Annotated in this window: 19 protein-coding genes; 6 read left to right on the forward strand and 13 right to left on the reverse strand. The window is 43.5% G+C overall.

Features of this window, described 5'->3' with window-relative positions; translation table 11 throughout:
* Positions 1-9: 9 nt before the first annotated feature.
* Positions 10-1,338, forward strand: a complete 1,329-nt coding sequence (locus BJP34_RS06760) for an IS701 family transposase (RefSeq protein WP_070391308.1) — start codon at positions 10-12, stop codon at positions 1,336-1,338.
* Positions 1,339-1,401: 63 nt separating this feature from the next.
* Here the strand turns inward: BJP34_RS06760 and BJP34_RS42630 are convergent, their stop codons facing one another.
* From BJP34_RS42630 to BJP34_RS50320, 6 genes are all read right to left on the reverse strand, one after another.
* The gene (locus tag BJP34_RS42630) at positions 1,402-1,557 is read right to left on the reverse strand and encodes a hypothetical protein (protein WP_158517057.1); all 156 of its coding nucleotides are present in this window, start codon (positions 1,555-1,557) and stop codon (positions 1,402-1,404) included.
* A gap of 61 nt (positions 1,558-1,618) precedes the next feature.
* Complete coding sequence (locus BJP34_RS06770; protein ID WP_070391685.1) at positions 1,619-2,392, reverse strand: DUF1350 family protein; 774 nt, start codon at positions 2,390-2,392, stop codon at positions 1,619-1,621.
* 103 nt (positions 2,393-2,495) lie between these two features.
* On the reverse strand, positions 2,496-2,936 hold the full coding sequence (locus BJP34_RS06775; RefSeq protein WP_070391686.1) for a hypothetical protein: 441 nt from the start codon (positions 2,934-2,936) through the stop codon (positions 2,496-2,498).
* Positions 2,937-3,245: 309 nt separating this feature from the next.
* Positions 3,246-3,905: an ATP phosphoribosyltransferase gene (gene hisG / locus BJP34_RS06780; RefSeq protein ID WP_070391687.1), complete on the reverse strand. Its 660-nt coding sequence runs from the start codon at positions 3,903-3,905 to the stop codon at positions 3,246-3,248.
* A gap of 166 nt (positions 3,906-4,071) precedes the next feature.
* Positions 4,072-4,230, reverse strand: a complete 159-nt coding sequence (locus tag BJP34_RS50315; protein ID WP_149031387.1) for a 2-amino-4-hydroxy-6-hydroxymethyldihydropteridine diphosphokinase — start codon at positions 4,228-4,230, stop codon at positions 4,072-4,074.
* A 351-nt stretch (positions 4,231-4,581) separates the two neighbouring features.
* Positions 4,582-4,671 (reverse strand): hypothetical protein, encoded by a 90-nt coding sequence (locus BJP34_RS50320; protein ID WP_083305037.1) that lies wholly within the window; start codon positions 4,669-4,671, stop codon positions 4,582-4,584.
* Positions 4,672-5,122: 451 nt separating this feature from the next.
* Between BJP34_RS50320 and rppA the strand changes: the two genes are divergently transcribed.
* On the forward strand, positions 5,123-5,797 hold the full coding sequence (rppA, locus tag BJP34_RS06790; RefSeq protein ID WP_070391689.1) for a two-component system response regulator RppA: 675 nt from the start codon (positions 5,123-5,125) through the stop codon (positions 5,795-5,797).
* A gap of 31 nt (positions 5,798-5,828) precedes the next feature.
* Here the strand turns inward: rppA and BJP34_RS06795 are convergent, their stop codons facing one another.
* From BJP34_RS06795 to BJP34_RS06815, 5 genes are all read right to left on the reverse strand, one after another.
* The gene (locus BJP34_RS06795) at positions 5,829-6,461 is read right to left on the reverse strand and encodes a ribonuclease HII (RefSeq protein ID WP_070391690.1); all 633 of its coding nucleotides are present in this window, start codon (positions 6,459-6,461) and stop codon (positions 5,829-5,831) included.
* The gene (locus tag BJP34_RS06800) at positions 6,458-8,419 is read right to left on the reverse strand and encodes an Rne/Rng family ribonuclease (RefSeq protein WP_070391691.1); all 1,962 of its coding nucleotides are present in this window, start codon (positions 8,417-8,419) and stop codon (positions 6,458-6,460) included. Before BJP34_RS06800 ends, BJP34_RS06795 begins: the two co-directional genes overlap by 4 nt.
* A 1,769-nt stretch (positions 8,420-10,188) precedes the next feature.
* Positions 10,189-11,358, reverse strand: a complete 1,170-nt coding sequence (locus BJP34_RS06810; RefSeq protein WP_070391693.1) for a cysteine desulfurase family protein — start codon at positions 11,356-11,358, stop codon at positions 10,189-10,191.
* Positions 11,359-11,934: 576 nt separating this feature from the next.
* The gene (locus tag BJP34_RS38955; RefSeq protein ID WP_149030841.1) at positions 11,935-12,126 is read right to left on the reverse strand and encodes a hypothetical protein; all 192 of its coding nucleotides are present in this window, start codon (positions 12,124-12,126) and stop codon (positions 11,935-11,937) included.
* A 137-nt stretch (positions 12,127-12,263) separates the two neighbouring features.
* A complete protein-coding gene (locus BJP34_RS06815; protein WP_070391694.1) occupies positions 12,264-12,866 on the reverse strand; it encodes a hypothetical protein in 603 nt (200 codons plus the stop codon).
* A gap of 96 nt (positions 12,867-12,962) precedes the next feature.
* Here BJP34_RS06815 and BJP34_RS38960 point away from each other — a divergent pair, with 96 nt between their 5' ends.
* Entirely contained in the window at positions 12,963-13,214 is a 252-nt protein-coding gene (locus BJP34_RS38960) for a hypothetical protein (RefSeq protein WP_149030842.1), read from the forward strand.
* The gene (locus BJP34_RS06820; protein WP_149030843.1) at positions 13,201-14,064 is read left to right on the forward strand and encodes a helix-turn-helix domain-containing protein; all 864 of its coding nucleotides are present in this window, start codon (positions 13,201-13,203) and stop codon (positions 14,062-14,064) included. The genes BJP34_RS38960 and BJP34_RS06820 overlap by 14 nt, the downstream gene beginning before the upstream one ends.
* Before the next feature lie 189 nt (positions 14,065-14,253).
* On the opposite strand, the gene BJP34_RS46320 is transcribed toward BJP34_RS06820, so the two are convergent.
* Positions 14,254-16,281: a bifunctional serine/threonine-protein kinase/formylglycine-generating enzyme family protein gene (locus tag BJP34_RS46320; protein WP_168166498.1), complete on the reverse strand. Its 2,028-nt coding sequence runs from the start codon at positions 16,279-16,281 to the stop codon at positions 14,254-14,256.
* Positions 16,282-17,231: 950 nt separating this feature from the next.
* Here BJP34_RS46320 and BJP34_RS06830 point away from each other — a divergent pair.
* Complete coding sequence (locus BJP34_RS06830; RefSeq protein WP_070391696.1) at positions 17,232-17,783, forward strand: NUDIX hydrolase; 552 nt, start codon at positions 17,232-17,234, stop codon at positions 17,781-17,783.
* The gene (locus BJP34_RS06835) at positions 17,776-19,197 is read left to right on the forward strand and encodes an FAD-binding domain-containing protein (RefSeq protein WP_070391697.1); all 1,422 of its coding nucleotides are present in this window, start codon (positions 17,776-17,778) and stop codon (positions 19,195-19,197) included. Before BJP34_RS06830 ends, BJP34_RS06835 begins: the two co-directional genes overlap by 8 nt.
* Before the next feature lie 309 nt (positions 19,198-19,506).
* Here the strand turns inward: BJP34_RS06835 and iscB are convergent, their stop codons facing one another.
* Positions 19,507-20,766 carry an RNA-guided endonuclease IscB gene (gene iscB, locus BJP34_RS06840; protein ID WP_070391698.1) on the reverse strand — a complete coding sequence of 420 codons (1,260 nt, stop codon included), beginning with the start codon at positions 20,764-20,766 and terminating at the stop codon, positions 19,507-19,509.
* Positions 20,767-20,877: the final 111 nt, after the last annotated feature.

Below are 20,877 nucleotides of genomic sequence, written 5' to 3' on the forward strand. Positions count from 1 at the left end.
GATAGGGCAATGGATGTAGAGTTACAGATTCTCAAACATAGTGCCAGAGATGCACAACCAACAGTTTCGGTTATTGATCAATATTGTGAGGCTTATAAAGACCTGTTTTCAGAAGTAAGAAGTTATGAATGTTTCAAATATTTACATTTAGGAATAATCTCACCGATAAAGAGAAAGTCGCTACCAGAAATAGCTAAGGTAGTAGGCATAAAATCTGCTCAGTCACTCCATCATTTTTTAGCCAATTCTCCTTGGTCAGCGACTGAATTAAAATCCCGAAGATTAAGTCGGATGCTCAAAGCATTAAACTCGGAAAAAATCACGGTAATAATTGATGAAACCGGGGATAGAAAGAAAGGGAAAAAAACGGACTATGTAGCAAGGCAATATCTAGGAAGTATCGGAAAAGTAGATAATGGAATAGTGTCAGTTAATGCTTACGGGGTGTATCAAAATATAACATTTCCATTGGTAGGCAAAATCTTCAAACCAAGAGGAACATTAAAATGGGAAGATAAGTACAAAACTAAAATAGAGTTAGCCTCAGAAATCCTAGAAGAATTAGTAGAAGAAGGATTAAATATAGAACGAGTATTAGCGGATAGTCTGTATGGTGAAAGTAGCCAGTTTATTAGAACATTAGAGAAAACTAAATTGTCTTATGTAGTAGCAATTAGGAGTAATCATGGAGTCTGGATGCCAAGTGAACAGAGGGTTAGAGCGAATAAGTGGTGTAAATTTACCAGAACATTTAGTAATCAAAAATCCGAAACTAGATACATTAGAGAAATAGTATATGGAAAAAAGAGAGCCATAACTTACTGGGAAATAACCACAGACCCAAAAACTATGCCAGAGAATGGAACATCTTTTGTGATGACTAATTTGAAAGGTAATCTCAAGAAAATCTTGGGAGATTTGTATGGATTAAGAACATGGGTAGAGTATGCTTTTCGTCAGTGTAAACAAGAATTAGGATGGACAGATTACCGTTTTACTAAGTTTAAGGATATCGAAAAATGGTGGGAAATAATTTTTTGTGTGTACACCATGATTAGTTTAAATTCTCCAGCTTTTTTATCTTTAAATAAATCGACAGAAGTAGCCAATAAGGTGAAAGATGCTGATGATATCCAGGTGAGTAATCATCAACAATGGAATCATAAAGGTGGATGGAAGAATGTGTTAAACAATTTTCGTTTACTGATTCAACCAATTATGATGTTATGGATTATTTTTCCCTGGTTAGATATTTTGCCTAATAGTAAATTATTGCTGGGATTGAATCAGCTAATTAGTGAAATTAATCAATATCAATTCTTTTTTAATTCTGGATAATCTGACTTATTTGTTAATCATTGAATTCGGAGAGTGACAGAAGAGGGTTATAGCGGTTTTTAATTAGGTGAGGTACAAATTTTGGAGTTTTAGGGAACAGGGAACAGGGAACAGGGACCAGGGAACAGGGAACAGGGAAAAAATCCTGTGTACCTCATTAGGCTGTAAACCGCTAGAGTCAGTCAATAGGGCAGTTGAATGTTGAGTGTCCACTTTCAAGATTAAACCTTCAACCTTCAACCTAGCAACCTGGTAACCTTGAACCTTCAACCTGCTAACCTTAAGCCACTGCTAGAGGATTCAACCATCGCAAAATTTCTCGTTGCAAGCGATTTAAATCGCGATAGACTTCTTGCTTGACCCACTGACCTACGGCATCCAATGGGGTAAACACTGCCCCTGGGTTTAAGGTGACATCTTGCCCTAAAGGTGTTAAATGATTTCCTGGTATCCGCTGTAGGACAACCATATTTGGAAAACGTTTCTGTAAGGCTTGGGTCAAGCTAACACTTTGGTCAATCTCGTCATCAGTGAATTTAATCAGTAAATTACGCTGGATTTGATAGCGTTGAGTAATCAGAGAGTTAGTTTCTTGGGGTGAGGGAGTAAACTCGACCTGGAAGATAGGATTGAGGTTTAACTGTTCCATAAAGGGAATGGCACGGTCAGCGGAATAGTTGTTATAGGAAATCAAGATATTACCAGCTCGTTCTACACTGAAGAGGCTGCCAATCAACAAATGTAGTTTGCACCCCATGCTGTGGCCGATACCATAGATGGGTAGATACCGTTTCCGTAAAGCATTAGTTCCCTGTAAGCGATTGAGAGTAGTCTCGAAGCGGTTGAGTACATCTCGTGCGATCGCAATATGGTCGAGGGTATTCACAAACGGTGTCGCAATCACTGCATACCGTTGAGCTGCTAATTTTTCCAGTAACAATCGGTAAGTTACGTGGGGTGCTGTAGCAATAAACGCCCCACCCAGGAAATGGATAATCCCGGTGGGACGATTGGGGATTAAAACCCAGTTACCAGATATCTCTTGCCAGTCCATGCCATACTCTATAGGGTTTACTTCTTTTATTGTAAAGATGTTTGTAGAGTACTCTAGAGTATGGTATTAATCTAGTAATATCTAGAAGTTAAGAATTCTGAATTTACAATTCAGAATTCTCTTGACCTGGTACCATTAGTCGAAATTCATAAGTGTTGGGAGTAGACAATAATTCTGCACCCCTAGGATTAAGGTATCGCCCGTTTAATTTTAACTTCATGCGACTCTTGAAGCTAGCAGCGCAGTAGCTAGGATTAGTATTAGCTCCAGGTGTGAAAGAAATCCTGTATTGAATTTCTCCTAGTGTAGGGTAGGCTTCGATATTAGGGAAATCTTGAGTAACACTAGTCATATCTTCAATTATTAACTCTTTACCGCACTCATTAATAATTTGCTTGTTAGAAGCTAAGGCTTGAATTGCCGAGGTAATAAATTCTGATGCGGTGTTGATATCACCAGTAACTGGTTCTTGAGCATTTAACCCTGAAGCAAAAGCGAAAACCATAGCAGTTGCAGCAGCAATTAACGTATTTTTTACCTTCATCTTAAGCCTCGTTTAGTTGAGATTGATTATGAGCACACAGTTGAGAACAAATCTTGAGTGCCCATGACAATTAGCACTGCTAATGGTGCAGTATCAGGAAAACTGGTTAGCAGCACTTATCCATACAATTCCCCAAAGTGTCTAGTTAGGGAACAGTCTATAGGCAACTATGGGTAGAGGGGAGATGAAGAAGATGAGGACTAGTGATTTTATAAAAAAAGCTATACTTAATAGATAGATTTCCAACTATTTTGAATGAGATTGAGACTTTATTAGCTTCTGACAAAAGAAGCTAATAAAGAATCGTAACTAACTCACTAAAGATTCAGCACTGACCTTAGTCAACTCTCGAATCTGCTCAATCAAATTGTTAATACCATCAGTATTGAGGCGATAACTGATGGGATGGGCAATCAGTCGTGCTGTACTCTCATACAAAATGTCAATTTCAATCAAGCCATTCTCTTTTAAGGTACGACCTGTGGACACCAAATCCACAATTGCCTCCGACATCCCGGTAATTGGACCAAGTTCAACAGAACCGTAGAGGGGGATAATTTCTACTGGCAAATCCAGGTTATTGAAATATTCCCGAGCACAGTGAACAAACTTGGAGGCTACGCGACCATGAGCTGGCAAATCCAAAGGGCTTCGATAAGAGCTAGCTGCACGAACTGCCAATGACATCCGACAATAACCAAAGTGTAAGTCACCTAAAGTAGCCACTGCCGGGGTTTTTTCCCGTAGCACATCGTAACCAACTATCCCCAACTGAGCTTGACCATATTCGACGTAAACCGGTACATCTTGAGCTCGTACCAGTAGAGCTTGAGCAGTTTGACTGGGGTCTTGAATCTGGAGTTGGCGGTTGGCGGAGTCTAGGAAGGTACTAAAGTCTAAGCCAACGGATTGCAGTAGCTTGATGCTGTCTTTTAGGAGTGCGCCTTTGGGTAATGCGATGGTAATCATATGGGGAGCTTCGGGAGCTTTGGGAGGGGGTAAATTAGTTCACTGATCAGATCAACTATACCTGTAGAAGCTCCATTATAGAAGCCCGTGCTCCTCAAATTACCACCAACCCGATCATGTCCAGTTGAATAATTATGATTCCGGGGGGTACGTCATTAGCTATTTGTTAAACCTTTAAATCAGGAATCAGCTCTAGCACAGTTTTTTTAATAAAATCCCGCTGATAAAAGTCAGGATTAACAATCCTTCGATTCCAGACCACAATGTCTAAATCTATACAGCGCGGTCTATTTTTATTGGCTTGCTTTACCCGCCCTTGGTCAATTTCGTTAGGTGCGCTTTCCGTTGGCGAATTAAATTCGCCACGGGTCGCACCTCTTGTTTAAGTTTTTGACGAAAGGTCTCAAAACTGTCTTCTGTATGAATTAAAAAGGCACCATTTATAAAATTATGTTGCTCAGTAAAGCCTATGGTTTTTGTTATGTAAAAGCGATATTAATTAACAAGAATATCAGGGTTTGATAAGTTATATATAGCGACTTTTATATTTTTATGAGTTTCAAGGTTAGAGCCAACAATTACTACCACTTCATTCACTACCACTTCATTCATCGTTTAGCACTCAATTCTATAGACACAGAATCGGAAAATCGCAAAGCAAAAGGTTTATCAACTTTTACCTTAGCCCATACCGGGGATTTTCCATTACAATATCTAAAATCATCTGGGTTAGCTTTTCTAGTAAATTAAACTCACTTTCTTCCACTGCTTTAATTACACACTTGCTTAGGGTTTTATAATTTAGGGTATCTTCAACGCGATCGCTTTACCAATCCTTTTGGTTCCACCTGTAACCAATGCCCAAGCCATACTGGTTTGTCTTTCTATGCCTTAAATTATAATTACCCTTTGATGAATTTTATCTTAACTAAGATAGTATAATTAAGTAGGTGGGCATAAATAAACGTTAAAAATAAAAATAGTAAAATGAAGCGGAAAGCCTTTATTTAAGGGGTTTTAATCATTTTGAATCTCAATCGCTTTTTTACTGATAATTAAGCCCACCTACTTAGTAGCTTGTCGTGTCTATCAATGACTTGGCTGTTAACTACAGGTAGTAGGCTTCGTTAATAACCCAAGCTACAGATAAAGTCGCTGCGTAAGTCCTATAATTGTGTTGATAGTCAACCGTCAACCGTCAACTATCAACAAAATCAATGCGTATCCTTTTAGTAGATGATGAAATTGAGCTGACTGACCCCCTGTCTCGGGTATTAACTCGTGAAGGTTACACTGTAGATGTGGCTTACAATGGTGCCTCAGGAAATGAGTTAGCTTGCGTTGGCGCTTATGACTTGTTAATCTTAGACTGGATGCTACCGCACATGTCTGGGTTAGAAATTTGCCAACAAATGCGATCGCATGACACCACTACCCCAGTTCTTTTTCTAACCGCCAAGGACACTGTAGATGACCGAGTGATGGGATTAGATGCTGGTGCTGACGACTATCTAGTTAAACCATTTGAACTGCGGGAGTTACTCGCTAGAGTCCGGGCTCTGCTTCGGCGTTCTGCTGCGACTGATGCCAATCCCAGCCAGCGGTTACGGGTTGGACAAATAGAATTAGACTTAACCAATCAAATAGCTTATCGCCACGGACGCCCAATTGAGCTATCGGAAAAAGAAAGCCAACTGCTAGGGTACTTCATGAGCAATGTTGGTCTATTATTATCCCACAAGCAAATTTATCAACATTTGTGGCCATCTGAGGAAATCCCAAAAAGTAACAATTTAGCTGCTCTAGTTCGTTTGTTGCGTCGCAAAATCGAAGTTAAGGGTTCCGCCCCCCTGATCCATACAGTTTATGGTAAGGGTTATCGGTTTGGTTGATTGTTATTTGTTAATAAATAATTTAACTTATTTATTGATGAGCCTGACTACAGGGGCTAAAGGAAATGCGATGCAGCCGACATGGTCCGTATTTTTGCAGTGCTAACCGATGCTTTTTGGTACCATAGCCCATGTTGGCTGTCAAATCATACTCTGAATACTTGGTAGCTAGACGAATGATTAAATCATCACGCCACACCTTGGCTACAATACTGGCCGCTGCAATATGAAGCGATCGCTGATCCCCCTTTACTAGATTTCGTTGTGCTATCGGTAAATCTGGCAACCCGTGTAACCCATCAATCAGACAAATATCGGGCTTAACTTTTAATTTAAGCACAGCCCGTTTCATAGCTAACAATGAGGCTTGTAAGATATTGAGCTGGTCAATTTCTGCACTAGTGGCATAACCAATAGTCCAATCCAGTGCCAATCCCTGAATTTCTTGAGACAGCCTTTGGCGTCGTTTCCGGGACAACTTTTTACTATCTTTAACGCCAGCTATAGCCAGTTGTGCCAGGACAGATACAGGTAAAATCACTGCTGCTGCCACAACTGGACCAAATAAGGCACCTCGCCCTACTTCATCTACTCCAGCCACTAAGGAAGGAGTACCGGATTGATCCGGTAACTCAAACACTTCAGTGACTTTGTCCGTTGTCATTTATCTGCTGAAGAGCGGCGACGGCGGCGGCGCACGATGGGGGGACTGTTAATGGTGCCATTTGGACTACTGAGTTGATCAGATCCAGTTTCTGGAATTGGTGTGGCAGCACTAGATTCCACCAAGTCTGATTCGTCTAACTCTAGCTGATCGTCGATGGAGGATTGACTATTAGTTGAATCGGTAGTTGAATCGGTAGTTGAATCGGTAGTTGAATTGGATAATTCTTCTTCATTATCCTCGATTTTTTCTCCCGGCAGTAACACTGAGATAATTGCTGACCTAGGATCTTTCACCTCTCGGTCTAAATTTAGTATAGGGGAAATGCCCATCAACGCATAAACATCTTGTTCTTCTGGGCTCATTTCAACCCTGACCAATTCTGGTGGTTCTTTCTCTTGAGCAAACTTGACTAGCTGGGGTTTTTCTACTCCTGAGGTCGATACCTCGGTTTCTGTGATGGCATCAAAGTTGGATGAGACAGAGATCACCCGATTGACTCCCCTAGTAATTGGTTCTTCCCTAATCACCGGGTCATCAATACGACGGCGGCGGCGGCGGCGATTATTTACCGCTCCCCGTTCCTGATAACTGGGGTGATTGAGCAAGTCCAAATCATTATCATTCTCAGAAGATAAGTCTACGGGTTCGGGGAACTGTGGAATGCTTCGCTCCGCCGGTAAGGGGATCGGTGCTAAGGTCTCTAGTGCTTCTGCTTCGACTTCACCGGGAAGATGTGCCAGATGTCCTAAACCGCCACAGGTAGCACAGGTTTTACCAAACAACTCGTAAATATTTTGCCCTTGGCGCTTGCGAGTCAGTTCCACTAAGCCAAGTTCCGAAAGCTGGGCAATCTGTGGTCGGGCTTTGTCCTCTTTTAGGGCTTGATTGAAGTGTTCGAGAACCTGTAACTGATCCCGCCTGGTGTCCATATCAATAAAGTCAACAACGATCACCCCAGCTAGATTACGTAGGCGCAGCTGGCGGGCAATTTCTGTTGCTGCCTCACAGTTAGTCCACAAAACCGTTTCCCGTGCTGTAGCTGAGCGGGTAAAGGAACCAGAGTTCACATCAATTACGGTTAGAGCTTCGGTAGGTTCAATGATAATGTAGCCACCAGATGGTAAATCTACTCTTGGCTTGAGGGCTTCTCGAATTGCAGCATTGACCCGGAAATATCCCAAAATTGGCATGCGATCGCGATGATGGTCAATCAAGACCCCCTCTGGTGCTTGACCTCCGCTCCAGCTCAACAAGTGTTGTTTAACCCGTTTAACTGCAGTACTAGAATCGACCACAATCCGATTAACATCAGCAGTGTACATATCCCGGAGGACACGCTGAATAAAATCATCATCCCGATTAAGTAGGGCTGGTGCTCTGGTAGAGGTTGCTTCGAGCTGGACAGCTTCCCATTGTCTTTGCAGGTTTTCCAAATCTTCCATAATGGCTTCTTCGGCTCTGCCTTCAGCTTCGGTGCGCACCAGCACTCCCATGCCCGATGGTTTGATTAGAATTGCTAGAGCTCTGAGGCGATTGCGTTCACTTTCGCTCTTAATCCGCCGAGACAAGTTCACTCCTCGGCCATAAGGCATCAGCACCAAATAGCGACCGGGTAAACTAATATTACCTGTAAGCCTGGGCCCTTTATTACCAGTAGGTTCTTTCATCACTTGCACCAACACCTTCTGCTGGGGAGTCAGCAGTTCGGTGATCGCACCAGACCGGCGTTTCAAGCGCAATGGTCCTAAATCTGTCACATGAATAAAACCATTGCGATCAGGATCCCCAATGTTGACAAATGCTGCATCAATACCCGGTAAGACATTTTCTACAATGCCGAGATAAATATCACCGACCTGGTGATTACCGGTGGCAACTACTAGTTCTTGAATTTGATCTTCCCAAAATACAGCAGCAAGTTGATGTTGCTCTGCAATAATAATTTGCTTTGGCATGCAATTTCCTCAAAACTTCGTGGTACGCTTAGTCCTACAGTTAACGATAGGAGTCGTACTCTATTTCTAGGTCTGAAATGTTCGGTGATTTACTGCCATTAAACTGATCGGCCACAGAGACTAATAAATAGACTATGAATAACTAGAGGTGCGACCCGTGATGGCGAGCAATCCCTGGCCATCACGGAAAGCCCACTTAACTATTTTGTTGCTCATTGTTTGTTCGCGTCGCGTGACCTACGGTCAATCGAAAACTGTAGTCAATGGCTGTAGTCAATGGCTGTAGTCAATGGCTGTAGTCAATGGCGGTGAAACTGTCTCGAAGCCCCGTCTGTTTAGAGGGGGGTGCTGACAGGGGGTTTCGTGGTTTGGTGAATGGGATTGTAGCGGCTCTGCTGATTGTAGCACTTGGAGGTGCGACATTAGTTCTCTACTTTAAGACTCGCTTTCCAGTAGGATGTTCTGTCGCAAAGTCGAAAATTTTTGAGGTGCGCCCCCGTTCGCGCCCCGCGTCGGCTTTGCCGAAAGGCGCGACCCAAGGCCGGGTTCCCGGGCCAAAGGAAAGCGCACTTAATGGGAATTTAATTAGCCAAGTAAGAGCGCACCTATGTGTAATTGTCTCGCAATCTGCCTGGCCTTTCCTATAATCCCGTAGGGACTTCGGGGGATGTTAAGCCTGACAAATTGATCACGTGACTCTTGTGGATTTAACTAATTTTAACCGATTTTATAAGGATTTTGATTAACACTTGTGAATCCCTGTCTCTATCCAGTCGCACTCTGAAATATAGACAACGGATTACTTTGCCACTGATATAACTGATACAAAAATGGAGCTTAAGCCACTCCCCCCATCAAGAAGTGTGACCAGTGGCAAATTTAATTCCCATTAGGAAAGCTAACCTATGCTAAAACCGGCTATTTCAATGGCTTTTGCTAACCACAGCTCCGATAGCTGAAAGTTACTTTACCCATTATCGGCATTGTTCGGGATTTACCACAAACTACCCACTTGCTACCAATCTATCCAAAAGTTCTGATTTTTTATTAGCTGACTATTTCCTGACCAGAGGTCTGGAAATTCTTCAGGGTTTCTGTCTATATCTCCTGAATCTCCCTGTTTCAGTAGTTTTACTGCTTAGATTTAGGGTCTTGAGGCACACATATTTGCCTTGTTGGGGATGTGTGGTATTCTTATCCCCTGTTGATTCGCCTAGTGACATCTCCCGAAGCTGCCCTAACGGGACAGCGGGGGATTATTACCAACTCCAGCTAGTGGTTTTGGATACAAGGCTGTAGGCCACGCTACGCGAACGATAAGCTTTATTTACGACACGGTCAGAAGTTACCGCAAGAACAGTGGAGCCTTTATGGTTAGCAGGCCATGCATAAAAGGGTTAAAACTTTATGATTAAGGCTCCACTCTTCTAAGGTTTCGTCTCCGGGATGCCCCTCCGCGCCGGAACAATACAACTCGTTCTATTTTTAGTTGGTAGGTGGCAGTTAGCTCTTAATTTATCTTCCCTACCATTACTACTATATCACATTTGTAAGATCCTTTGGGACTCTTACCCTGCGCTTCCCATAGGAAACCTAGCCAATAAAGGTAAAGTGCGGGGCTTTTCGCGGTTCAGCTAAGGAGCGAAATCTCCTTTGTGGTACCGATGTGATCCTAGCCTAGAAGCTTACGCTTTGCAATTTAAAAGCTGGTTTCGGTTACCCCACCCAAATTATAAAATATGCCTAGGGACTGCGCTCAACCATTTTGTTCAATTAATTTTGACAGCTTGAGATTGGCGCAGAGACTGAATCGTTGTGATCGTATGCTCAGCCACCAAGGCAATTTCCGCCATGGTATTAAAGCGTCCAATTCCAAACCGGATGGAGGCATAAGCCAGATTTTCTGGATTTCCTAGAGCTAATAGTACGTGGGAAGGAGCTACAGTTGCTGAGGAACAAGCCGAGCCAGAAGAAACGGCGGCCACAGGGTGTAATCCTAGTAGGAGGGCTGCGCCATCTACTCCCTCCACACTAATGTTAAGGTTTCCGGATAATCGCTGGGTAGGATGACCATTGATCTCGATACCTTCTAGTTTAGCGAGAGTGGTCCACAGACCCTCCCGGAGTTCTATCAACCGTTGAGATTCTGAGGGTTGTTCTTCTAACCCCAGTTCTACAGCTTTAGCGAACCCCACAATCTGAGGGGTATAAAGTGTGCCAGAACGCATCCCTCGTTCATGTCCACCGCCATGGAGCTGTGGTGCAAGCCTTACTCTCGGGTTACGACGCCGGACATAGAGAGCTCCAATCCCCTTTGGTCCATAAATTTTATGGGCTGTCAAGGACATTAAATCAATCTTCATCGACTGCACATCCAAGGGGATTTTGCCAATAGCCTGGGCAGCATCTGTATGGAATAGTACATTATGCTGGCGACAAAGATCTCCAATCTCGGCTAATGGCTGCAACACTCCAATTTCATTATTGGCTGCCATGACCGAGACTAAAATGGTATCAGGACGGAAAGCCTGCTCTAGCTGGCCTAGATCCACTAGTCCATCATCTTTTACCGGTAGAAATGTCACCTCAAACCCTAGGGTTTCTAAATAGTGACAGGGGTCAAGAACAGCATTGTGTTCAGTTTGCACGGTAATCAGGTGACGTCCTTTACTTAAATAAGCCTCAGCCACCCCTTTAATGGCTAGATTGTTAGCCTCTGTGGCACCACTAGTAAAAATGATCTCGACCGGTGTGGCATTGATAGCATCTGCTAGAATCTGACGCCCTTGTTTCACCGCTGCTTCAGCTTCCCAGCCATAGGTATGGCTGATACTCGATGGATTGCCAAAATGTTCAGTGAAGTAGGGTAACATTGCCTCCAACACCCGTTCATCCATAGGTGTTGTGGCATGGCAGTCTAGGTAAATTGGGCGATGCATGGTTTTTCGTTAGTTACAAATTGGAGCTGCTACGGGATACATTATGATCAACCTCCTCCCCATGACCTGATCACCCCATCATCAGGTGATAGGGAGGAGGCGAGCACAAAGAGCGGAAAGCGCACTAAGATGTTTCACCACTCAAATTAAATTCCTAGATCTCAAGTCCACAGTTTTTGAGAGGTGCAACTATTAGCCTTAGCGATGCAGCGCGGTCTTGGGGGTTCCCCCCATGAGCGACTGCATCAAGACATAGCTCTCTAAACTTTGTCAAACATTATCCATTATTTTATAATGAAATAAGTTAGTAACTTGTTTAACAAGGGAACACTACCGCCCAACGAAGAACTAAAAGCTGATCAGCTGGTCGTAAGTTAAGCGACGTAAAATAATGGACTGAGTGAAGTGACAGTGCGGTTTGAGAGTAGGCAGCAGAGCCTCCATTAAGAAAATTAGCGCAATGCTTTTGGCATTGCTTTGTCGGCAACAACCATTAGTTAAAACTAATGCTATACCATCGTCCTATCTACTTGTGAGTAGGTTTGTACAGGTTAAATGTTGCACTGCTTTCCTAGATCACCAAGGGCTACTGGTTAAAATCCCATTACCCAAGCGATGCAGAGGTGCGACCCGTGGCGAATTTAATTCGCCTAGCGATGCAGAGGTGCGACCCGTGGCGAATTTAATTCTTAATGCGGAAAGCGCACCATTACGGTCTTGGGGGTTCCCCCCATGAGCGACTGCATCAAGACAAGGAAAACGCACCATTACGGTCTTGGGGGAAACCCCCACTAGCTATTGCATCAAGAATGGATGGTTAATTTTCCATTGTCCATTTTTTTGCAGCTTTCGCTGTTCATTATCCTCACAACACACTCCACCCTTTAAGAATTTAGTGCAGTTCATCAAAACGGCAATTTTGACTGAATACGCTTTAACTCAAGACATGTTGAACAGATTGATTTAATTTTCCCTGGTGTCAAGGCAGAATTAACTACACGAGTTTTGAGACCGCATTTAGGACAGATGGGTTGATGATTAATGATCACCCACATGCCCCACTTGAACTCAATTACTTTTTCAAGCTCAAGCTGTTTCAGTCCTTGGGCAAGTCGCTCTTCTGAATACCGGCACTTCCTGTTCAATTCATCTTGAGTCAGTTTCCCATAGTCAGATGTACAGAGCAGATGAACGATTTTACCACAGGTTTCTTGTAAGTTACTTAATTGTTCTTGGGGAGCTACAGGCTTCTCCGGTTTGGTGTGGCGGGGAGGGCACAGTGGGTAGCTCGAGAAATTCACTCGATTCTGTGTAGTGACTTTCTGTGTAGTGACTTTCTGTGTAGTGACTTTCTGCTTCCAACCGACTAACGTTGAAGAACCACCGTGGCCACTTGTCATGGGAATGTAGCACTTATCTGACTTAATTTTGAGTTGCTGATTTTCCTGAGCAAGGGTATTGCTTTGCTTAGCGGTTACCCTTTTCTCCCAGTTCTGATGCTTTAACATATGGTGTAGATGTAATGGTGATGTTCAACCCTTTTCACAACTATCCTAATTTTGTTAAAAATATTGAACAACCGTGATTATACGTAAGATACTCTTTTGCCCACCGGGGAGTTACCACTGAGTTTTCACGGAGAAGATAAGCTCAATCTATTCATATTTGGGCAGCATAGTGGTATGGACGCGCTTCGCTTGTGGCAATGCGATCGCATCGCCACCTGGGGTCAATTTCGATTTCTAGTGCTCCCTACCAAAGCGGAGAATGGCCACGCCCGAGGCTACACTTACCGGATCGGGAAGTGTTACATTATGTCACCAGAACAGAGTGGTAAAAAAATTGGACACAAGTAAAGACAGTTCCTTAAAACACAGCAAAATTCACCAAAGGCTAAGTCAATTGATTAAGGTGCTGGCTCAACAATTTGGTAGTGTCCGGGAACTTGGTAGACAAGTCAATGTCACTAACAATACCTTGACAAATTGGATGAATTGTGATAACACTCCCAGCTTAGAGAAGCTAGAGAGGCTGGCTAAAGGTATTGGTTGGACAACGGAAGAGTTGATCAGCTTCTTGGTCAGTGAGGAAAACCCTCTCGAAGCCATTGAGCGAAACAAGAAATCGAGTTCCTCTACTTTGACACCACCTATTTCCATGGAGCAGATTTTGGCAGAGCTTCAGTGGCGACCAGTACAGCAATTAGTTGAGATTAATTTAGCGATCGCTAAACGGTTGCAAAGGGAATTCAGTGGTTCGACAGATACCACCGGCCTAGAGGAGGTGTTAAATCAGTCTCCTAAATTTGAGGAACTCAAGGGAGTTAAATTTATTTCACTGAGCTTAAAGGCCAGGCGACGATTAAAGAATTGGGTGACAATCTGCCAAAGTTATGTAGGCTTGAGTCCAGAGGAATTCATCCAAGTTGCTGTCGAGAAGCACAAAATTGACCCAGGAACCTTTGGGCTATTTTATAAGAGCATCATGGAACTCTCTAGTACTCCGTTTCCCCAGAGTTACTATGAGTGGCTTTTCCCGTTAATTTCTCCAGTGAGTGGTTGGATTGGGTCAGCACAAGAAACTCCTATTCTAGATTTTTCGAGAACTTACACAGAAACTTATACAGAACCTTGGAGTACTTTTATTGAGAACTTAGAAGACATTAGTAATGGAGTGACTACCAAGTCTAGTTCAATTCTGTTTTAACCAGGTTTTGTTAAGGGTTGACGATTGACGGTTCACTGTCAACGTTTAAGATAAGGAAACTGTCTACAAACAAACCGTTGCGTTAATGCTGCAGTATAGATCAAAAGTTTAAATCAAAATAGCAATCCGTGTAGGAATTGTGATAATTTTTGTTCCCTGTTCCCTGTTCCTTATTCCCTTTGCTAAAGTTTAGATCAAATCGCAAACTACCCGAAAACCAAAGGAGATATATGTAACATCCGGAGCATTGAAATTGCGATAATCACTATGGCAGTAGCCGGAACTGTTGAGCCAAGACCCTCCCCTGAGCAAGCGATCCCGATCCTCATTCTTGCTTAGCCACGCACTGCCATCCGATGGTGCCCCCTGGTGATTTTCATGCCAATGGTCAGCACACCATTCCCAGACATTGCCATGCATATCGTATAGCCCAAAGGCGTTAGCTACTTGAAAACTCCCTACGGTGGTAGTTTTCTCTCGAAAGATACCTTTTGGCTGTGAACCATCAGTGTCAGTCTGATGACCATCGTAGTTAGCCAAATTGGTGGTAATTGTTTGACCAAAGTGAAATTTTGTGGTGCTTCCAGCACGACAGGCATATTCCCATTCCACTTCACTGGGTAGCCGATAGGTACGTCCGGTTTTTTGAGACACTCTGGCACAAAATTCTACAGCGTCATACCAAGATATCTGCTCCACAGGCAGATTATCTCCTTGGAAGTGGGATGGGTCATAATCCAATTCACGACTGACTTTGGGTAAGGAAGCAACCACTTTCCACTGTGCCTGAGTTACACTAAACTTGCCCATATACAAGGGCGTCACAGAGACCATTTGTCTAGAAGCTGGTGAAGCCATAGTGAAAGTCCCGCCAGGGATAGACACCATTTCCAGCATTACCCCGTTGCCTAAGTTTTCCTTAAAAAACTTGGCTTGATGACGGTTGCGGTTGGTTATCTGACCTTGGGGATTCACTTTGACCACATCAAATTCAAAGTCCTGTAGAGATACATTGGTCACCCTCGCTTTTACCTCCTGATTACCAGGCGATAGTGGCTTATCCTTTTCTACCTCCTGAGTAAAATTTAGGGTCAACTGGTTAGGGGTGAGGGTGTGGGAGGGTGAGTCCGAAAGTTTATCAATGACTGTTGCTAATACCAGTCCCACACTCCCAAAACCAGCGGCTTTGAGTAATTTCCGTTTAGTCAATACCCTCGTTAACTTTGTATTGCTTAAACCTATGGAAGACCCCTTAAAGCTAGTGGATAGTATTTTTGATAAGACTTGGCGTCGTGAGGGTGCTGGATTTATTACCTGCTCAAGCTTGGCCAACTGCTGCAAAATCTCCCCAGTATTCCGAGGACGCTGACTGACTAAGGGAGCCATCAGTTGGTCGATAAATTCTCTGAGTTGAGGGGAGATATGAGGGGCATAGGGGTGCCATAGCAATTCACTGGTATCAGGATTGTACAGAAGGGGATCCATCGGTTCCTTACCAGTAAGCAGATAAACAAAGGTGCGCCCCAAGGCAAAGAAGTCCGATTGTGGCATGGCATAGCCTTGCTCTTGTTCTGGTGGTGCATAACCTGGAGTATGAATCTGGGTGTTTTTACCGCCAGCAATAATGGTGTTGGTGACTTGCCGCACAGCCCCAAAGTCAATGAGCACTAGTTGTCCATCCTTCCTGAGAATGACATTGGATGGTTTAATATCCCGATGGAAAAAGTGCTTCTGATGGACTACATGGAGAATTTTTACCAGTTGGGATAGCCATTCCAAGGCTAAGGTTTCGTCAATAGGGTGATTCTTGTTTTGGTGCTGATACTCCTCTAAATCTAAGCCTTCAATGTATTCGAGAACCATGCAGTGTAAGCTGATCTCGTTGTTTCTGGGAGAGAAGATAAACGTTCCTTCTGATTTGGGAATTCCTGGATGATTCAGCTGACTCAAAACCCATGCTTCTTGCTCAAACAGCTCAACTGCCCTAGATTGATAGTCAGTCAAGACTTTGAGAACTTTGAGAGTGTTGTGATTACTTTTTTGATCACTGTTGTGATCAAGTACCTCATAGGTCTTACCGAAAGCACCTTTGTCACTGAGTAACCCAATCACACGATAACGTTCTGCCAAGAGTAAGTCCGAGCCACAGGCTTGGCAGAATAGGGTATCTTCTGTATTGTAAGGTTTAGAACAATCGGGATTAATGCACCAAGTCATGATTCCCTAGGGACGAGCTACTGATACAATCTACGGCGTTGGACAGGACAGCGATCGCGCTTTACTTTAGTTTTTGCTTACCAGTCCTGTTTTATACCGAAATGACAGAGGTTTTGATTGGTTTTGCCACCACCAAACTAATCGCCCAAACTAATCGCCCAAACTAATCGATAGTATGACTGCTTTGGCGCGAAATTTCAAAAATTTTTAAAATTTCAAATTTAAGTAAATCCACAGTTGCTAATAATAGCCTAAGGATGTATTAGTATGTTGATTGGCTTAAAGCCAAGGTAGTTTTAACCGGTTGGCGGTGGTATAACCACAGAGTCCACGGGGTTTTAATCCGTGAGGATGTCAATCATATTATTAGCTTAGTCTAGTAAGTATTGTTTGTCATGCCAACTTGGCATTTATTTTTTACTTAGGGGAGTTAAAAAGTCCTAGATTTTAGGGAGTAGGGAGTAGGGAGTAGCTCATAAGGGTAGGTTTTTTACAAAGACGTCAGGTGTCGGGTGTGGGGTGTCGGGTGTGGGGTGTGGGGGATAATAAAATCTACCATTCTTGTCGTTAAAAATCATCATTTGTTCGTTGTTTTCCTTTTCCTATCCCTCTGGGTCGTCCCATGTTTTACCCAAATGTAAAAAACTTACCCTTGTTTGGTAGGGAGTAAGGAATAAAAAAGAGGGGACTTTGGAATTGGTAAAAAAATCTGTGTACCTCATTACTATAAAAAAACGATATAAACATAACTAATTTTTGGCCTAAACTAAAATTAGTCCTGGCACTACGTTCGGCAACCATTAGCCTAAAGCTTAAAGCCTATGCTGGAAAGAGCCTTGGTGCTTCCCTGGCAAAAATTGCCGGGATTAGGTAAAATCAATGACGGGATTTGCGATCGCACAACTCCTCCAAGGGCTAAACTGTCTTAATCTTTAATCCTTTATTTTTTTATGCTACCTGGTCAAGAACCCCCAGAACTTCTGAAAAAACACCTATTTTTCCAAGGAAGACGATTTAGTTTCGAGGTCAATTCTCTACGTCTTCCTAATCAATCAGAAGGGCAATGGGAATGCATCCGTCACCCTGGTGGTTCCTTGGCGGTACCGGTAACACCCGATGGTAAACTGGTACTCGTACGGCAATATCGCTTTGCTGTTAGTGGGCGTCTTTTGGAATTCCCTGCTGGTACGGTAGAATCCCATGAAAGCCCAGCTGAAACTATTAAACGGGAGATAGAAGAAGAAACTGGCTATCGCGCTCATCGCTGGAAATCTTTGGGGAAATTTCCCCTTGCTCCTGGCTATTCTGATGAGTACATTTATGCGTTTCTGGCGGAGGATTTGGAAAAATTGGAAGCCCCTCCTAAGCAAGATTATGATGAGGATATAGAGGTGGTTTTAATGACACCAAAGGAGTTAGAACAAGCTATCTTGGAGGGTGAGCCAGTGGATGCTAAATCTATTTCCAGCTTTTTTATGGCTCGCCCGTTTTTGAATGACTAATTTGATTCTCTTCTGGCATCGCCGTGATTTACGGATTTCTGACAATGTGGGACTAGCTGCTGCTTTTGAGCTAAGTCCCAAGCTTGTCGGTGTTTTCTGTCTTGACCCCACTATTCTAGAGCGCGATGATATTGCCCCAGCAAGAGTAACTTATATGATTGGCTGCTTACAACAATTGCAGCAAAGTTACAGACAAGCTGGTAGCCAACTATTAATCCTACATCAAGACCCTAGGCAAGGAATTCCTAATTTAGCTGCTGCTCTAGAGGCTAAAGCTGTTTGTTGGAATTGGGATGTGGAACCTTATTCTAAGGAACGGGATCAAGCTGTAGCAGCAGGGTTGAAGGAAAAGGGTATTGCTGTCTATAACTATTGGGATCAGTTATTACACGCACCAGGAGACATTTTCACTAAGTCTGGCAATCCCTATAGTGTCTACACTCCTTTCTGGAAAAATTGGCAAGGTCAATCTAAGGCACAACCTGTAGCCACTTTGAGTAGGGTTGAATCCCTGACGGAAATACAACAAGAGAATGCCTTAGCAGGAGGGGTGATTGATTTACCTAGCGCTAGAGATTTGGGGTATGTCTGGGAGAATGAATTGTTAGTGCCACCAGGGGAAAAGGTAGCCCAAGAGATACTGGAGAAATTTTGCGATCGCACTATTGGGGATTATCAGGAACAACGTAATTTCCCAGGGGTGGATGGTACCTCCAAACTTAGTGCTGCTCTCAAGTTTGGTGTGATTGGGATTCGCACGGTTTGGCAGGCCGCTCAGAATGCCTATAACTTGAGTCGCAGTGATGAAGCTCGTCAAAGTATCCAAACCTGGAAACAGGAACTGGCTTGGCGGGAGTTTTACCAACATGCCATGTATTTCTTCCCAGAATTAGCACAAGGGCCTTATCGCCAGAAATTCCAAGATTTTCCCTGGGAGAATAATCCAGAATTCTTTCAAGCTTGGTGTGAGGGCAAGACTGGCTACCCGATCGTTGATGCTGCGATGAGGCAGTTAAATCAAACCGGATGGATGCATAACCGCTGTCGGATGATTGTTGCTAGTTTTCTGACTAAGGATTTGATTATTAATTGGCAGTGGGGGGAAAAGTATTTTATGCAGCGGTTATGGGATGGTGACCTGAGTGCTAATAATGGTGGTTGGCAATGGAGTGCCTCTAGTGGCATGGATCCTAAACCATTGCGAATTTTTAACCCAGCTAGTCAGGCTAAAAAGTTTGACCCGGACGGTGAGTATATTCGGGAATGGTTACCGGAGTTGAGTTCTGTGGATACGGAGTATGTGGTGAGTGGGAAGATTCCTGAAAGCGGACGCGAAATGTGTGGGTATCCAGCACCAATAGTAGATCATAATCAGCAGCAGCGTCGGTTTAAGGAATTGTATAAGGAATTGTAGTGATGCCAAGGCGTTGCTTAATAATGGAATGATTTTAAGAGTGAGGTGGAATGGGCATCTTGGTGGAACTGGCATCTTGCCAGTTTCCTCCTTATTTTCGAGCGGGCAGGATGCCCACTCTACTCGTATTGATTCCAAGATTCAGCGATGCCGATGCCAAAGGTGGTGCGTTACCGGGCGGGCTGTCCCAACACTGGGGCTCGGAGTTGAACATGAGGGCAAACCCGCCCCTAAGGCACCCTACGTACTCTCTTCTTGCTCCATGGGCAGGAAAGCTTAGGAGGCTTAATCCCTGGTAATTACCGGTAGTTATTTGCAAAAACCGTAGATGTATCCATCTTTCCGGTGTATCGCCGAAATATCTTGAGGCTTGCAACTTTTGTATCCTTTCATCCCCAGAGGGTTGAATCCAAAGCTGCCCTTACTCCTAGGGGTGACTTTGCCTATGCCCAGTTTCTGGTGTCTCGCTATATCCCCAGTCATCCATCCTTTAACAGGCTTCAGTGGGTTGTGCCTAATAGGGTAACCGTACTTGTTGAGAGCCGCTTTCTGTCGTCCTCCCTGCCCTTTACAGGTAACAAATAGAGGTTGTAACGTCTTGAGATCTAAGTTTTCAATATTTCCTACACAAGCGGCGTCAATCCAGTGCTGCTTAGGTAGTCCTAGCCAAGTCCTGTTGTACTTAGTCTGCGCTCCTGTTCCAGTGACGACTACTTTAGTATCTTTCAATACCTTGACCAATTTGTTCCGAGTTGCGTTTACCGCTGCTGCATCCAATAATGGTTGTTTGGCTTTGGTTTTGATTTTTTGTAGTAGGCTGGGTTTCTTTTTTAGAAACTCTTCTATGGGCTTGTTTCCTTTGCGCTGATTACACTTTTCGCAAGCCAAACAGAGATTACTTACTCTGTTACTACCACCCTTTGATCTTGGGTGAATGTGCTCGATCTGTAGAGGGACATTTTGCCTCCCGCAATAAGTACATTCTCTCCCCCACTTTTCGAGTAAATACTCTCTGACTTCGTAGCCAGCTAACTCGCCTTGTTGGTACTCTACTCCACTGATTTCAGGGTTTAGCATTTTTTGAGTGTCAAACTTAACTCGTTCAATCCAGATTTCACAGACTGGGCAGAATTTAATTAATCGCTTAACCCAAGTTTCAGTTGTCAAAATCCTGTGTTCTAAACTAGGAGGAAGCCAGCCCTGTGGTCGTTTGCGGTTAAGGAATCTGGGCTTTCGGTAACGAGTGTTGCGATTACGTCTTCCGCGTCTGACAGCTCTTCTAGATTCCAGTTTTTTCTTGATCAATCCTCCTCTGTGTTCTAATTCCATTCCCCAAATAACTTGCCCGTCTCGAACCAGGGCGAACCCAGTAGTCTTGCTACCCGGGTCAATTTTTATTTGGCAAGGTGAGATAACTGGATTAGCGATCGCAGTCTTCAAGATGATTGTAAATGGATACATTCTAAAGACAGCTGCTTTTCCTTTTTCTAGCAGGCGGCGAGCCTTCTTTGGGTGAATAGGATTTAATGGTTGCTTGTTCACGTCAATAACAAAAACATAATTTTGCATCGTTAAATGCCTCAAGTTGGTAAGGTGTGCCTCGACAATGTTGTAAAAGCTTGTTGAGCTAACTACACGGTTGCCTTCGTCTTAATAGTTAGCGATAGAGCTACAAACTGG

The sequence above is a fragment of the Moorena producens PAL-8-15-08-1 genome (assembly GCF_001767235.1).
GTDB classification, from domain to species: Bacteria; Cyanobacteriota; Cyanobacteriia; order Cyanobacteriales; family Coleofasciculaceae; genus Moorena; species Moorena producens_A.

Coding starts and splice junctions, on each gene's coding strand:
- BJP34_RS06760 (WP_070391308.1), top strand. CDS start 10: ATGGATGTAGAGTTACAGATTCTCAAACATAGTGCCAGAGATGCACAA.
- BJP34_RS06770 (WP_070391685.1), bottom strand. CDS start 2,392: ATGGACTGGCAAGAGATATCTGGTAACTGGGTTTTAATCCCCAATCGT.
- BJP34_RS06775 (WP_070391686.1), bottom strand. CDS start 2,936: ATGAAGGTAAAAAATACGTTAATTGCTGCTGCAACTGCTATGGTTTTC.
- hisG (WP_070391687.1), bottom strand. CDS start 3,905: ATGATTACCATCGCATTACCCAAAGGCGCACTCCTAAAAGACAGCATC.
- rppA (WP_070391689.1), top strand. CDS start 5,123: ATGCGTATCCTTTTAGTAGATGATGAAATTGAGCTGACTGACCCCCTG.
- BJP34_RS06795 (WP_070391690.1), bottom strand. CDS start 6,461: ATGACAACGGACAAAGTCACTGAAGTGTTTGAGTTACCGGATCAATCC.
- BJP34_RS06800 (WP_070391691.1), bottom strand. CDS start 8,419: ATGCCAAAGCAAATTATTATTGCAGAGCAACATCAACTTGCTGCTGTA.
- BJP34_RS06810 (WP_070391693.1), bottom strand. CDS start 11,358: ATGCATCGCCCAATTTACCTAGACTGCCATGCCACAACACCTATGGAT.
- BJP34_RS38955 (WP_149030841.1), bottom strand. CDS start 12,126: ATGGTGCGTTTTCCTTGTCTTGATGCAGTCGCTCATGGGGGGAACCCC.
- BJP34_RS06815 (WP_070391694.1), bottom strand. CDS start 12,866: ATGTTAAAGCATCAGAACTGGGAGAAAAGGGTAACCGCTAAGCAAAGC.
- BJP34_RS46320 (WP_168166498.1), bottom strand. CDS start 16,281: ATGACTTGGTGCATTAATCCCGATTGTTCTAAACCTTACAATACAGAA.
- BJP34_RS06830 (WP_070391696.1), top strand. CDS start 17,232: ATGCTACCTGGTCAAGAACCCCCAGAACTTCTGAAAAAACACCTATTT.
- BJP34_RS06835 (WP_070391697.1), top strand. CDS start 17,776: ATGACTAATTTGATTCTCTTCTGGCATCGCCGTGATTTACGGATTTCT.
- iscB (WP_070391698.1), bottom strand. CDS start 20,766: ATGCAAAATTATGTTTTTGTTATTGACGTGAACAAGCAACCATTAAAT.